Origin of the sequence: Thermoflexus sp., assembly GCF_042408365.1 — a bacterium.
Taxonomy (GTDB): domain Bacteria; phylum Chloroflexota; class Anaerolineae; order Thermoflexales; family Thermoflexaceae; genus Thermoflexus.
Genome location: NZ_JBHOQJ010000110.1, coordinates 1 through 13,722, shown reverse-complemented (window position 1 = coordinate 13,722; position 13,722 = coordinate 1). Strand labels below are relative to the sequence as shown.

The window sequence follows — 13,722 nt, the reverse complement described above, 5'->3', positions numbered from 1 at the left end:
AGATCACGAACGTTTGGAGGGAATATCGATGCCGGAGAAAACGCTGATCGAGGCGATCCGAGAGGCGATCGATGAGGAGATGGCCCGCGACCCGCGGGTCTTTGTGGTGGGAGAGGACGTGGGGCCGCGGGGCGGCGTGTTCCGGGCCACGATGGGGTTGTGGCAGAAATACGGGGAGTGGCGGGTGATCGATTCCCCGCTGGCCGAGCTTTCGATCGTCGCCATCGGGATCGGGGCGGCCCTCAACGGCTTTCGCCCCATCTGCGAGATCCAGTTCGCCGACTTCATCCACCCCGCCTTCAACCAGATCGTGAACGAGGCCGCCCGCTTCTTCTACCGGTCGGGCGGTGTGTACAACGTCCCGATGGTGATCCGTTCCCCTTATGGCGGGGGGATCAGCGGCGGCCTCTACCACAGCCAGAGCGTCGAGGCCTTCTTCGCCCACGTCCCGGGCCTGAAGGTGGTGATCCCCTCCAACCCTTACGACGCCAAAGGCCTGCTCAAGGCCGCCATCCGCGACCCCAACCCGGTGCTCTTCTTCGAGCCCAAGAAGGGCTACCGCTTGATCAAAGGCGAAGTCCCCGACGGCGATTACATCGTCCCCATCGGCCCCGCGAAGGTCACCCGAGAGGGGAGCGACCTGACGGTGTTCGCCTACGGCATGATGCATTATTACGCGCTCCAGGCGGCGGAGATCGTGGCGAAGGAAGGGATCGACGTGGAGGTGGTGGATCTGCGGACCTTAGCCCCGGTGGATAAGGAGACCATCTTGAACTCCGTGCGGAAGACGGGCAAGGCCCTCATCGTCTACGAGGACAACCTCACCCTGGGCTATGGGGCGGAGGTCGCGGCCATCCTGGCGGAGGAAGGCTTCGAATATCTGGACGGCCCGGTGATGCGGTTGGGTGGGCCGGATGTGCCCGGTGTGCCGTTCAGCCCGCCGATGCAAGATTTCTTCATGCCCAATCCCCAGAAGATCGCGGAAGCTATCCGGCGGCTGGCCCGGTATTAACTTCATCGCGTTCGTAGTGGAGCACTTCCGTGCCCGTTTGATGGGTCAGGCAAAGAACGGCCCTTCATCCATCGGGCGGCCGCGAAGGGTTTCATCCTCATCTTCGCGCAGGGCCTTTTCCTGAATTCCCTTAGGATGGGAAGAGAACAGTAGACAAACCCCATGGAGGAGGCATAGATGCCTGTCCCAGTCGTCATGCCGCAGCTGGGAGAGAGCGTGGTGGAGGGGAAGATCGTCCGCTGGCTGAAACGGGAAGGGGAACGGGTACAGCGGTTCGAACCCCTCCTGGAGGTGGAGACGGATAAGGTGACCACGGAGGTGACGGCCCCGGAGGAGGGGACGTTGCTGAAGATCTACTTCCCGGAGGGGAGCACGCTGAAAGCGGGGACGCTCATCGCCGTGCTGGGACAACCAGGGGAGGCGGTGCCGGAGCGCCCCTACCGGATCGGCCACGGCGGTGAGGTGGAGCCCCTCGAGGAGATCCCGGCCGCGGCAGCCCCCACCCCCGCGCCCCCGCCGGCCCCCGAACCGACCCCGACCGTCCGTCGGGAGGGCGGGCCGCGGATCACCCCTGTGGTGGCAAAGATGGCTGCGGAATACGGAATCGACCTCTCGAAAGTTCCAGGGACCGGGGAAGGCGGGCGCGTGACGAAGAAGGATCTCCTCGCCTACATCGAGCGGATGCGGCTTCAGCCGGTCGGTGCCCCCGCGGCCCGGGAGGCCGAGCTGCCACCGTGGGAGCAACCGGGGACTGGAGAGCTCTTCCGGCCAACCGAAGAGGTGCTGCGGGCGACCCCTGCTCCTGCCGCGCCGGCCCCCGCCCCGCCTCCGCCGCCCCCACCAGCCGCTCCGCCCACGCCGTATGAAGTGATCTCCCTGACCTCCATCCGCCGGGCCATCGCCGAGCACATGGTCCGCTCCAAACACACCGCGCCCCACGTGACCACGGTCTTCGAGGTGGATATGAGCCGGGTGATGGCCCACTACGAGGCGAACCGGGCCGCCTTCGAACGGGAGGGGGTGCGGCTGACGCTCACCCCTTACTTCATCATGGCGGCCGTGGCCGCCCTTAAGGCCTATCCCATCGTGAACAGCACTTGGACCGAGGAGGGGATCCGGGTTTACAAAGCCTACCACATCGGGCTCGCCGTCTCCCTGGGGGAGGAGGGCCTGGTCGTCCCCGTGATCCGGAACGCCGACACCTACAGCCTGATTGGGCTGGCCCGCGTGGTCAACGACGTGGTGGAGCGGGCCCGTCAGCGGCGGCTCAAGCCGGAGGAGATCCAGGGAGGGACCTTCACCATCACCAACCACGGGGTCTCGGGGAGCCTCTTCGCGACCCCCATCATCCACCAGCCCCAGTGCGCTATCATGGGCGTGGGCCGCGTCCACAAGCGCCCGGTGGTCCTGGAGACCCCTCAGGGGGATGTGCTGGCCATCCGCCCCATGGTCTACCTCACCCTCACCTTCGACCACCGCATCATCGATGGGGCCCAGGCGGACGCCTTTATGAGCAAGGTCAAGGCGGTTTTGGAGAACTGGGCGTGAGGATAGGAATTCCCCTTCGCGAGTCCGCTGGAGCCGAACGCCGAGAGCGTTCGGCTCCAGCGGAACGGATCGGATCTGACTTACTCCTGCGCTGCCGCTGGGATGTAACGGGAAGGATCCGCTATGAACGCCTGCCGGCAGGAGGGACAGCAAAAATACAGGCGCTGCCCCTCCCAATCCAGGGAATAGCGGGCGAGGGCGATCTCCACCTCCATCCCACAAACCGGATCGCGGGCCCATGCCAGGGCGGGCTCCGGAGGGAGAGCCTGCGCGGCCATGGCCCGCCGCCGCTCCTGCATGATCTCCGCCATCACCGAAAGGGCGATCTCCTCCTGGGTCACCGCCCCCAGGTCCAGGCCGGCGGGAGCCCGGATCCGCTTTAGATCCCCATCCGACCATCCGGCCTGCCGCAGGAAATCGAGAACCGCCTGAGCCCGGCGTCGGCTGGCCACCAGGCCGATGTATCGGGCCGGGGTGCGCAGGGCGGCCTCCAGCGCCTCCTCATCATAGTGGCCCATGGAGGCCACCACAATATAGAGCTCGTCCTGAGGGGAAAAACTCGGCAGCGCCGCCAGGGGAGCGACCCGAGCCTCCCCCAGCTCCTTTGCAGGGGCCTCGCCTCGAACCACCAGGGTGGTCTCGTAACCCAGGGTTTGGCTGAATACTGCCAGCGCGCGGGCCAGTGGGGATTCCCCAAAAATGAGGAGCTGCGGCTCACGGACCCAGGGCTCCAGGAAGACCTCTAACTCCCCTCGGCTGGGGCAGGCCATCACGGCCACTGCGCGAGCTTCCTCCTCCACCCCCTCTTCACTGGCCTCCGGGGTGATGCGCAGGAGGCGCGGCTGGCGGGTGACCAGGACCGTCCGTGCCTCCCGGAGGATCAGATCGTGGGCGCAGCCCCCGCCCACCCAGCCATAGATCCGGCCGTCCGCGGTGATCACCGCCCGATCCCCCACCCGCGCGGACACCGGTGGCTGCCGCCGCACCACCGTAGCGATGACAAACGCTTCCCCCCGCGCCTCCAGTTCCTGAATCAACCCATCCAGCCGAATCCCTCCACTCAGACGCCAGCCCATCCGAAACCTCCAAGGATCCCTGCCCTCGCCTTCCGCTTGGGGGCAAGGCGATGATCTGCTTTTCAACGGTTTGGGGGCGGGAAGGACCTCTCCCCGCTATTCAGTGATCCCATGCTCCCGCAGAATCTTCCAGATCTTCCACGGGGTGATGGGCATGTCGATATGGCGCACCCCCAGATGGGAGAGGGCATCCACGACGGCGTTCACGAAGGCCGCTGGGGAGCCCACGTTGGCGGACTCGCCGACCCCCTTCGCCCCCAGCGGATGATGCGGGGACGGCGTGACGGTGCGGTCCAGCTCCCAACGGGGCGTCTCCAGCGCGGTCGGGACGAGGTATTCCGTGAAATTCGAGGAGAGGCAGTTGCCGTTCTCATCGTAGGCGATCTCCTGCATAAAGGCGATCGCGAAGCCCTCGGTGAGGCCACCGTGGATCTGCCCCTCCACAATCATCGGGTTGATCACCGTCCCGCAGTCATCGACGCCCACGAACCGCCGGACCTTCACCTGTCCAGTTCCCTTATCGATGTCCACCACGCATACATAGGTCCCAAAGGGGAAGGTGAGATTCGGCGGGTCGTAGTAATACACCGCCTCCAGCCCCGGCTCCATCCCGGACGGTGGGTTCGTGTAAGCCGCGAAAGCCACCTGGGGGAAGGTCACGGACTTCCCCGGAACGCCGCGGACCACGAAGCGTCCTTCCTCCCAAATGACGTCTTCCTCAGCGGCCTCCAGCAGATGCGCGGCGATCTTGCGGGCCTTCTCCCGGATGCGCCGGGCGCACATGGCCGCCGCCGCCCCGGCGGTGGGGGTGCTGCGGCTGGCATAGGTGCCCAGGCCGTAGGGAGCGGTGTCGGTGTCCCCTTCCTCCACCAGTACATCCTCCACGGAGACCCCCAGCTCGTGGGCGACGATCTGGGCATAGGTGGTCTCGTGGCCCTGGCCTTGGTGGCGGGTGCCGAAGCGGGCGAGGATCTTGCCGGTCGGATGGACCCGGATCTCACAGCTATCGAACATCTTGAGGCCAGCGATATCGAAGGTGTGGCTCGGCCCGGCCCCCACGATCTCTGTGTAGGAGGAAATGCCGATGCCCATCAGCTCGCCTCGGCGCCGCCGCTCCTCCTGCTCGCGCCGGAGCTCCTCATAGCCGATGAGCTGCAGCGCCCGGTCCAGGGCCGCCACATAATTGCCGCTGTCATAGGTCCAGCCCAGCGCCGAGCGATAAGGGAACTTCTCGGGCGGGATGAAGTTCCTCCGCCGCAACTCCGCGGGGTCGATCCCCAGTTCATCGGCCAGGATGTCCATGGCCCGCTCGATCAAATAAGAGGCCTCGGTCACCCGGAAGGAACAACGGTAGGAGATCCCGCCGGGCGCCTTGTTGGTGTAAACGGCATCCACCTCAGCGAAGGCCACCGGGAAATCATAAGATCCGGTGCAGATGCTGAAGAGTCCGGCGGGAAAGCGGCTGGGGTTGGCCGAGGCGTCGAAGGCGCCGTGATCGGCCAGCGTCTTCACCCGCAGGGCGGTCACCCGGCCATCCCGGGTCGCCCCCAGCTCCACCGTCATGTGATAATCCCGGGCGAAGGACGTGGAGGTCAGGTTCTCCGTCCGCGTCTCCACCCACTTCACCGGCCGCCCCAGCATTATAGAGGCGACAATGGCGCACACGTAGCCCGGGTAAACGGCCACCTTGTTGCCGAAGCCCCCGCCGATGTCCGGCGAGATCACCCGGATCATGTGCTCCGGCAGCTTGCTCACCATCGCCAGCAGCGTCCGATAGGCATGAGGGGCCTGGGAGGTCACATAGAGGGTCAGCCGGCCGCTGACCCGATCGAAGTCCGCGATGCAGCCGCAGGGCTCCAAGGGCGCGGGGTGCACCCGCTGGAACTTGATGTGCTCCCGGATCACCACCTCGGAGCGGCGCATGGCTTCCTCCGTCGCCTCCCGGTCCCCCACCTCCCAATGCCAGATATGATTGGTCTTCTGCTCCCGATCCTCCCGCAGGATCGGCGCGCCCGGCTCCAGGGCCTTAAACGGATCCACCACCACTGGGAGGGGCTCGTAATCGACCTCCACCGCCTGGGCACCGTCCACAGCCGCCTCCCGAGTCTCCCCTACCACGGCGGCGACCTCCTGATACTGGAAGAGCACCTTGCCGACAGCCAGCACCATCTGCTTGTCCCCGGCCAGGGTGGGCATCCAGGCCAGGCCCAGTTCCTCCAGGTCCTCCCCTGTGATCACAGCCAGCACGCCCGGGACCGCCTTGGCGGCCTCCGTGCGGATGGAGCGGATGCGAGCGTGGGCGTAGGGGCTGCGCACCAGGGCCATATAGGCCATGCGAGGCAGGACGATGTCGTCCAGATAGCGGCCCCGCCCCTGGATGAAACGGATGTCCTCCTTCCGCCGAACTGAATGGCCCAGCGCCCCGTGAGCTTGTCCTGTGGTCGCCATATTGAACCTCCTGATCGATAGGATCCCTTCAGCGGGCGGCCATCTCCTGAGCGGCGTGCTGGATGGCCTTGACGATGTTCATGTATCCAGTGCACCGGCACAGGTTGCCGGAGATGGCGATGCGGATCTCCTCCTCGCTGGGCTGCGGGTTCTCTTGGAGGAAGGCGTAAGCGGTCATCAGCATGCCGGGGGTGCAGAACCCACACTGGAGGCCGTGGTGTTCCCAGAACGCCTTCTGCAGGGGATGCAGCTCGCTGTCCCTGGCCAGACCTTCCACGGTCATGATCTCCGCTCCGTCGGCCTGGACGGCGAACATCGTGCAGCTCTTGACCGCCTCCCCGTTCAGGAGGACGGTGCACGCCCCGCAGCTGGTCGTATCGCAGCCCACATGAGTCCCGGTGAGCCCCAGGGCATCCCGAAGGAAATACACCAGCAGAGTGCGGGCCTCGACATCAGCCTCATAGGGGCGACCGTTGACCGTCACCCGGATCCGATGCCGAGCCGCCGGCCCGACAGCCTCCGCGGCCTTGCGAGGGGCTGCCCGGCGTGAAGCTCCGGTCGTTCGCTTGCCCTTACGCGCCGGCATGGTTTTCCTCCTGTCTCGCGATTCGGGTTCCTCCAATCTCTCCGAGTGAAACAGACGCGCCTTCCCTTTCCCAGGCCTCGGGCGCTCATCCTCCCGGAATGCGCTCCAGGGCCTTCCGGAGGGCCCGGACCGTGAGGACACGGACCATATCTCGCTTATATTCCGCGGGCCCGCGGGTGTCGCTGGTCGGCTGGGCCGCCGCGGCGGCCAGCTCCCCTGCCCGGGCGATGGTGGCCTCGTCCAGACGTTTGCCCACCAGCCACTCCTCCGCCTCCCGGGCCCGGAGGGAGGTGGGCCCGACCGCGCACAGCCCGATGCCGGCCTTCCGGCACACCCCGTCCCCGTCCAGGGCGATTTGAACCCCCACGGCGACCACAGCGAAGTCGCCCACCTTGCGCTCGATCTTCAGATAGGCGCCGGCCTCCCGCGGTCCGGGGGCCGGCACCCGGATCTCCGTCACCACCTCCCCCGGCTCCAGGGCACTCACGAAGGGTCCGGTGAAAAAGCTCTCCAAGGGCAGCGTGCGCTGGCTGATCCGTCGGCCCTTCGGGCCGGTGATCACCACCTCCGCCTTCGCTGCCAGGAGGGCCGCCCCCCAGTCCCCAGCGGGGTCCGCGTGAGCCACAGATCCCCCAACCGTCCCCCGATTGCGCACAATCGGATCCGCAATGACCTTCGCGGCATCCGCCAGAAGCGGATACCGTTGTTGGATCATAGGGCTGCGCTCCATGGCGCGATGGCGCACCATAGCGCCGATGCGCAGGACCCCGCGATCTTCCGCCAGGAAGTCCAGGTCAGGGATACGGTTGAGATCAATCAGGACCTTTGGATTGGCCAAGCGGAAGCGCATCATGGGGATCAGGCTCTGTCCCCCCGCAAGGAGGCGGGCGTCCGGACCGTACTGCTGAAGCAAGCGGACCGCTTGCTCCAATGTGGTGGGGGCTACATATTCAAACGGCGCAGGGAACATGAAGGCCTCCTTTCAATCCGGCTGGGACTTCATGGGGAGAAAGCTGCGTTGGGAGAGATCTTTTCGTTTCACGGAGGGCTTTCGGGCGGGGTGGGCCCCTGAAGGTGACCCACATCCCCCAAACGCCGCTATGGGATGATCACCGCTGCGCAGCATCTGCCACCCCTGCTGCTCGACCCCCGCCTCGCCGACGAAATCGAGGACCACGTGGGCGCCGCCCTTTGTGCGCTCGCGGACCTCGGCCACCAAGTCAGGGCCGCCAGCGAGGACATCGTCGGCCCCCAGCTCCCGGGCCAGCTGACGGGCGGATTCCGAGATGCCCACAGCGATGAGGCGGGCGCTGGAGAGGGCGCGGAGGACCTGGAGGACGATGCGGCCCAGGCCCCCGATGCCGATGATCACACAGAAGGTGCCGGGGGGGAGCAGCTTCGCCGCCCAGTAGAAGGAGCGCGAACTGACAGCCGAGATAACTCTTGCACGGAAAAAGCTGGCGGAGCTCTGCAGCCATCATGAACACGAAATTTGAGGCGCATCAGAAGGTCGGCAAGCGCACCGTTCCAACAGAACAGGACCCCTCCACCGCCATCCCCGCCACGAACCCAAGCCGAACGATGGATTGATCCAGCTCCGGGTCCAGAACCTCCTCCAACGCCTGCCAGGCCCGCGCCACCACCGGCCCGCCCGACATCATGCCCTCCGCTTCCGTCAGGCCCCTCACGCCTTCCCAATTTTAGTTTAATAAATCAATAAAAAATGTCAAGAGTAGCAATGAAACAACCGAATTGTGAATTATATAACATTATCGTTACTAAGATCATAATGTTGTGACTATTATTACAATCGAACTGACAGGGCTTTATACACAATCGCGTGTGCTTTCCCCTCCCTCCCAGAATGCGGCTCCATAAGCTCGAAGGATTAAGGGGCGGGCGCTAAACGGACATCCAGGGGAAGCCCGGCGCGTCACGCCCTGCTTGGACACCGCTTGTTCCTATGGATGAGGAGAAGCGCTGTTCCGTCACCCGGGTCTCAGCGCGCCCTTCTATGACTTTGGACAAACGGATAGCCCGGCCTCTCCTCCGAGCCCTCCCCCCGTGCAGAGCAAGCCCCTCACCCCTCCCCCCGGCTCAAAGGGCCCCAGGGAAGGGGGAAGGATTTTGGGATGGGCGGGGCAGCCTGCCCGGGGGGCTGCCCCGCTTGAGATCCCTCCAGGACCTCAAGGGAATCCCTGACCAAGGGGTCCGGCAGCGATGTTCGCTTTATGGCCAGGTCCCTCCTTCTCGACAAGAAGGAGAGCTTGCGCCATGATGGATCTATGGGATTCGCGTTACAGAAGGGATGGAGTCTCGCCTACCTCTCCTCTGCGCGTGCGGAGAGGGCGGAGCAGCCCCCTGGATCGCAAAGGCCAACCGAACCGATGGAGGTTGCGATGGACGTCCTTGAAGCGATTATGACCCGACGGATGGTCGGGAAGGTGCGGCCCGAACGGCCGAAACGGGAGGAGATCGAGACGCTGCTTCAGGCAGCGGTGCGGGCGCCCAACCATCGCCTGACGGAACCATGGCGGTTCGTGGTGATCGCCGGCCCGGCCTTGGAGGAGTTAGGCGAGGTCTTCGCCCGCATCCTCCAGATGGTCAAGCCCGACGCCACCGAGGAGGAATTGCAGCGGGAACGAACGAAGCCCAAGCGCGCCCCGGTGATTATTGCTGTGGCTTGCCTGAAGGGCCGGGATCCCATCGAGACCCACGAGAACATCGTGGCCACCGCCGCCGCGATCCAGAACATCCTCCTCGCCGCCCACGGAATGGGCCTCGGGGCCTATTTGCGTACCGGCGACACCGCTTACCATCCTCTCCTCCTGCGCTGGCTGGGGGTCCCGGAGGATGCCCAGTTCATGGGCCTCATTTACCTAGGCTATCCGGCTCCTGACGCCCCACCCCGTCACACCCCCCGCCGACCGATTGAGGAGGTCACCCAGTGGCGTGGGTGGGCAGATTGAGCCCAGGCGGAGGGCTTAGCGATCCCGGTAGAGAAGCAAGGCCGTGAAAGTTCGATCAATCGTTTGTTAGCGGATCGACGCCCCGCTTATAATAAGAGCGCATTGACTTGTCGAACCGGCGGTCGCCTAATCCGTGGTGATGATCGCCCTGCGCTTGGGACCGCTGTGCGATGGAGGCCGCTTATGCGGCCGACACCTCACAGCAAACCTTTCTTCTCCCCTCCCTGTGGAACTCCGTCACACAAGGAGCGGAAAACAAGCAACGAAGGGACTCTAGCGATGAAGGCCGAGGCTTCGGGAAGGTCAAAGCGCGGAGAGGATGGATCCCAGGAAATCTCCAAGCAGGAGGATGCAATGTTCGATCGGGAGAAGCTCCAGGAGCTGGCCGCGGCGCGGGATCGCTGGGAGGAGACCACGCTTCAGCGATGGTTGGCCCGCATGCCGGAGCGCCAAGAGGTTTTCACCACCGTCTCCGGGGAGCCGGTGAACCGCCTCTACACCCCGCTGGATCTCCCCGACTTCGATTACCTGCGGGATCTCGGGTTCCCCGGCGAATACCCGTTCACCCGGGGCATCCACGCCACCATGTATCGCGGCCGCTTGTGGACCATGCGCCTCTTCGCCGGATATGGAACGGCTGAGGAGACCAACGCCCGGTTTAAGTACCTGCTCGAGCACGGGCAGACCGGCCTCTCCATCGCCTTCGATCTCCCCACCCTCTATGGCTACGACACCGACGACCCCATGGCCGAGGGGGAGTTCGGTAAGTGTGGGGTGGCGGTCTCCTCGCTGCTGGATATGGAGATCCTCCTGGACGGCCTCCCGCTCGATCAGATCACGACCTCGATGACTATCAACGGGCCCGCGGCCATCATCTGGGCGATGTATCTGGCGGTAGCGGAGAAACGGGGGATCCCCTGGGATCAAATCGGAGGGACCACCCAGACGGACATCCTCAAAGAATACATCGCCCAGAAGGAATGGATCTTCCCACCGGAGCCCTCCATGCGCCTGGTGGTGGATATGATCGAGTTCGGCTCGAAATACGTGCCGAAGTGGAACCCCATCAGCATCAGCGGTTACCACATCCGGGAGGCCGGCGCCACCGCAGCCCAGGAACTGGCCTTCACCCTGGCCGACGGGTTCGAATACGTCCGCTGGTGCCTGAAACGGGGGTTGGACATTGACTCCTTCGCGCCGCGCCTTTCGTTCTTCTTCAACTGCCATAACGACTTCTTTGAGGAGATCGCCAAGTTCCGGGCAGCCCGTCGGATTTGGGCCCGGGAGATGAAGGAAACGTTCGGGGCGAAGAACCCGCGCTCCTGGTGGCTGCGCTTCCACACCCAGACGGCCGGCTGCACCCTCACCGCCCAGCAGCCCTACGTGAACATCATCCGGGTCACCCTCCAGGCCCTGGCCGCCGTGCTCGGCGGCACCCAGTCCCTCCACACGAACTCCTTGGATGAGGCCCTCGCCCTCCCCAGCGAGTTCGCCGCCAAGCTCGCCCTGCGCACCCAGCAGGTCATCGCCTACGAGAGCGGCGTGACGAACACCGTGGACCCTCTGGGAGGGAGCTATTACGTCGAATACCTGACCAACCGTCTGGAGCAGCAGGCTTACGAGTACTTCCGCAAGATCGAGGAGCTCGGCGGGGTGATCCCGGCCATTGAGGCCGGCTTCTTCCAGCGGGAGATCGCGGATGCCGCTTATCGTTACCAAAAGGAGGTGGATGAGAAGCGCCGCATCATTGTCGGCGTGAACGAGTTCGTGGAGGAAGAGGAGATCAAACCGCCCATCCTCCAGATGGACCCCGAAGGGGAGCGGCGGCAGCGGGCTCGCCTGCAGAAGCTGCGCATGGAGCGGGACAACGAGCGGGTTGGGCAGGCCCTGGCCGCCCTGCAGGATGCGGCCCGCAAGGAGAACGAGAACCTGATGCCATACATCCTGGAGGCTGTGAAGGCCTACGCGACCCTGGGGGAGATCACGAAGGCCCTTAAAGCGATCTGGGGCACGTGGCAGGAGCCGTTAATCATTTAGCGCACCATCCCACACGTAAGCCCACGGAGGGCTTGTTCTTCCCCCGGCCCTTTGGGCCGGGGGAAGAACAAGGTGAAGACGGATGCTTCGGGACTGAGCCCAAAGGAAAGGCAGCTGCGGGATGCCATTCGCTCTGGCAAGGTGGCGTTAGGGTGGAGAGAACTCCGAATATCCCGCGAGCCATCGCTTGAGTTACGCAAAGTTTTGCGCATGTAGGGACACCCCTTGTGGGTCCCCCATAGGGGTCGGGTTGCTGGCATTCGCCACGCTATCGGATCATCCACACCCTTCGGGGAAACCACAAGGCCTCCGCCCGACCCCAGAAGCAAGCGGCTCTCTTCCCGCCGCCCTTAGAGCGAGCGGCAGGAAGAGGAGAGGAAGATGAGGTTCTCACGGATCCCCTACTCCGAGCTGAAGATGTGTCGACCTGGCCTTCGATTCCTGCGGGATCTGCTCCTGACCGCCCTTCTGGCCTTGAGCCTTCCCGCCGCCCAGCCCTTCCCTTCCTTGGAGGCCCAAGTCGCCGCCCTGCTTCAGGGGCGTGGGTTCCATTTCCCCCTGTGGGCCCTCCAAGTCTGGGCGGAGAAAACGATCCTGGACGCAGCGCTCCCCCAAGCTTTCCTGAACCAGGAGGCCCAAACCCAGGCGGTCCGGCGATATCTCCATGAGGTCGCGACGGCGGAGGAGCTGGCCGCCGAGCTGGATCGTCAGATAACCTCCCCAACCCCGCCGGATCCGGCCCGGGTGGCTTCCCTCCGCCAACAATGGGAGGCCGCCCACCGCAGGGCTCAGGCCCTTCGCCCCCTGGCCGAAGCTGTCCTCTCCGAGCAGCTCAGCGTCCTCCTGGCCCAGGAAGGGCTGTCCATCCTCGGCTATCCCATCCCTCCGGTGAACATCCGATTGACGGCGATGCCCAACCTGCTGGCCATCTCCCCCCGAGAGCGCATTGCGCTAACGGCGACGTTCCCCATGCAAGCCGACCTGACGGCCGATGAGATGGACCGCCTGGAGCGCTCCGTAGATCAGACCCTCCAAGTCTCCTCGCTGGTGGTCCCACTGGGAGGGCTGGCCTTCTACCCAGCGATGATTATGGAGACCTCCTCCCTACAGGCCCTGACGGAGATCGTCGCCCACGAATGGACCCATCACTGGCTCTTCCTGTGGCCTCTGGGATGGTTTTACGATCGCCCGGAGGCCCGGGCCATCAATGAAACGGCGGCGGATTTGGTGGGCAAGGCGTTGGGGCGCGCCTGGCTGGCGCGTTTCTACCCGGATGCCCTCCCTCCACCTGCTGCAGATCCCTCGCCGCCACCCTCCCAGTCGGAGGAACGGCCCGCGTTCCAGTTCGGCCGGGAGCTGGCGAAGACCCGCACGGTGGTAGAGCAACTGTTGGCCCGGGGGGAGATCCGCCGGGCGGAGTTGTATATGGAAGCCCGACGCCGAGTCTTCTTGGAACACGGCTATGTTATCCGCAAGCTGAACCAAGCCTACTTCGCCTTCTATGGTGCCTATGCCGCGGAGGAAGGGGCCGCCGGTGTCGAGGATCCAATCGGCCCGCGGGTCCGCCGGCTATGGGAACAGAGCCCCTCCGTGCGAGCCTTCCTGTTCCGCATTGCCCTCATCACCGATCTGGCTGGCCTCCGGCAGGCCCTGGGAGAGCGAGGATAAGTTTCCTCGAGGCATTCGCATCCCGATTCGTGGATGGACTTCATGCTATGTCCACCTTACGGTGAAGAGGGGTGCCCCTACCAAGGGACGTGGATGCCTCTGGTAGGGGCAGGCCTTGTGCCTACCGATAGGGCGCCCACAAGGGGCGCTCCTACCGATTACACGGCCATGCCCAGCGGTGAAATCATGGGGTCATCCCCCAAAGAAATCAATTTCCCTTCACGGCATAGCCCCTTTGAATTTTTGACATAGGGTGCTACCCCTGACTTCTCCCCACGAAGCTGGGCCTCAGACCAGACGTTGTGCGAATATGGAATCGGATTGCTTTGTTGAAAAGATGAAATTTTCTATGCGGGGTGGGCCGCATAAGCGGCCCAC

At 64.6% G+C, this 13,722-nt stretch carries 11 protein-coding genes; 5 read left to right on the top strand and 6 right to left on the bottom strand.

The features are described from left to right. The first annotated feature begins 28 nt into the window (after positions 1-28). Both ACFMO5_RS04845 and ACFMO5_RS04840 read left to right on the top strand, forming a co-directional pair. A complete protein-coding gene (locus ACFMO5_RS04845) occupies positions 29-1,012 on the top strand; it encodes an alpha-ketoacid dehydrogenase subunit beta (protein ID WP_376791631.1) in 984 nt (327 codons plus the stop codon). Between the two features lie 177 nt (positions 1,013-1,189). After that, positions 1,190-2,560: a dihydrolipoamide acetyltransferase family protein gene (locus ACFMO5_RS04840; RefSeq protein WP_376791630.1), complete on the top strand. Its 1,371-nt coding sequence runs from the start codon at positions 1,190-1,192 to the stop codon at positions 2,558-2,560. Between the two features lie 80 nt (positions 2,561-2,640). Here ACFMO5_RS04840 and ACFMO5_RS04835 read toward each other — a convergent pair whose 3' ends face one another. The 6 genes from ACFMO5_RS04835 to ACFMO5_RS04810 all read right to left on the bottom strand — a co-directional run bounded on the left by ACFMO5_RS04835 (position 2,641) and on the right by ACFMO5_RS04810 (position 8,328). Next, on the bottom strand, positions 2,641-3,636 hold the full coding sequence (locus tag ACFMO5_RS04835) for an XdhC family protein (protein ID WP_376791629.1): 996 nt from the start codon (positions 3,634-3,636) through the stop codon (positions 2,641-2,643). A 96-nt stretch (positions 3,637-3,732) separates the two neighbouring features. Next, positions 3,733-6,084, bottom strand: a complete 2,352-nt coding sequence (locus tag ACFMO5_RS04830; RefSeq protein WP_376791628.1) for an aerobic carbon-monoxide dehydrogenase large subunit — start codon at positions 6,082-6,084, stop codon at positions 3,733-3,735. Positions 6,085-6,112: 28 nt separating this feature from the next. Further along, a complete protein-coding gene (locus ACFMO5_RS04825) occupies positions 6,113-6,670 on the bottom strand; it encodes a (2Fe-2S)-binding protein (RefSeq protein WP_376791627.1) in 558 nt (185 codons plus the stop codon). A gap of 85 nt (positions 6,671-6,755) precedes the next feature. Next, positions 6,756-7,640, bottom strand: coding sequence for an FAD binding domain-containing protein (locus ACFMO5_RS04820; protein WP_376791626.1), 885 nt, complete (start codon positions 7,638-7,640; stop codon positions 6,756-6,758). 12 nt (positions 7,641-7,652) lie between these two features. Continuing rightward, a complete protein-coding gene (locus tag ACFMO5_RS04815; RefSeq protein ID WP_376791625.1) occupies positions 7,653-8,042 on the bottom strand; it encodes a zinc-binding dehydrogenase in 390 nt (129 codons plus the stop codon). Between the two features lie 130 nt (positions 8,043-8,172). Further along, entirely contained in the window at positions 8,173-8,328 is a 156-nt protein-coding gene (locus tag ACFMO5_RS04810; RefSeq protein WP_376791624.1) for an iron-sulfur cluster assembly protein, read from the bottom strand. Between the two features lie 741 nt (positions 8,329-9,069). Between ACFMO5_RS04810 and ACFMO5_RS04805 the strand changes: the two genes are divergently transcribed. The 3 genes from ACFMO5_RS04805 to ACFMO5_RS04795 all read left to right on the top strand — a co-directional run bounded on the left by ACFMO5_RS04805 (position 9,070) and on the right by ACFMO5_RS04795 (position 13,344). Beyond that, positions 9,070-9,639 carry a nitroreductase gene (locus tag ACFMO5_RS04805; protein WP_376791623.1) on the top strand — a complete coding sequence of 190 codons (570 nt, stop codon included), beginning with the start codon at positions 9,070-9,072 and terminating at the stop codon, positions 9,637-9,639. Positions 9,640-9,993: 354 nt separating this feature from the next. Beyond that, positions 9,994-11,676 carry a methylmalonyl-CoA mutase gene (locus tag ACFMO5_RS04800; protein WP_376791622.1) on the top strand — a complete coding sequence of 561 codons (1,683 nt, stop codon included), beginning with the start codon at positions 9,994-9,996 and terminating at the stop codon, positions 11,674-11,676. 381 nt (positions 11,677-12,057) lie between these two features. Next, positions 12,058-13,344: a hypothetical protein gene (locus ACFMO5_RS04795; RefSeq protein WP_376791621.1), complete on the top strand. Its 1,287-nt coding sequence runs from the start codon at positions 12,058-12,060 to the stop codon at positions 13,342-13,344. The last annotated feature ends 378 nt before the right edge of the window (positions 13,345-13,722 follow it).

Bases quoted from the DNA above. Each gene is read 5' to 3' on its own strand.
- ACFMO5_RS04835 (WP_376791629.1), bottom strand. From the start codon at position 3,636: ATGGGCTGGCGTCTGAGTGGAGGGATTCGGCTGGATGGGTTGATTCAG.
- ACFMO5_RS04800 (WP_376791622.1), top strand. From the start codon at position 9,994: ATGTTCGATCGGGAGAAGCTCCAGGAGCTGGCCGCGGCGCGGGATCGC.
- ACFMO5_RS04845 (WP_376791631.1), top strand. From the start codon at position 29: ATGCCGGAGAAAACGCTGATCGAGGCGATCCGAGAGGCGATCGATGAG.
- ACFMO5_RS04810 (WP_376791624.1), bottom strand. From the start codon at position 8,328: ATGTCGGGCGGGCCGGTGGTGGCGCGGGCCTGGCAGGCGTTGGAGGAG.
- ACFMO5_RS04805 (WP_376791623.1), top strand. From the start codon at position 9,070: ATGGACGTCCTTGAAGCGATTATGACCCGACGGATGGTCGGGAAGGTG.
- ACFMO5_RS04830 (WP_376791628.1), bottom strand. From the start codon at position 6,084: ATGGCGACCACAGGACAAGCTCACGGGGCGCTGGGCCATTCAGTTCGG.
- ACFMO5_RS04825 (WP_376791627.1), bottom strand. From the start codon at position 6,670: ATGCCGGCGCGTAAGGGCAAGCGAACGACCGGAGCTTCACGCCGGGCA.
- ACFMO5_RS04795 (WP_376791621.1), top strand. From the start codon at position 12,058: ATGAGGTTCTCACGGATCCCCTACTCCGAGCTGAAGATGTGTCGACCT.
- ACFMO5_RS04820 (WP_376791626.1), bottom strand. From the start codon at position 7,640: ATGTTCCCTGCGCCGTTTGAATATGTAGCCCCCACCACATTGGAGCAA.
- ACFMO5_RS04840 (WP_376791630.1), top strand. From the start codon at position 1,190: ATGCCTGTCCCAGTCGTCATGCCGCAGCTGGGAGAGAGCGTGGTGGAG.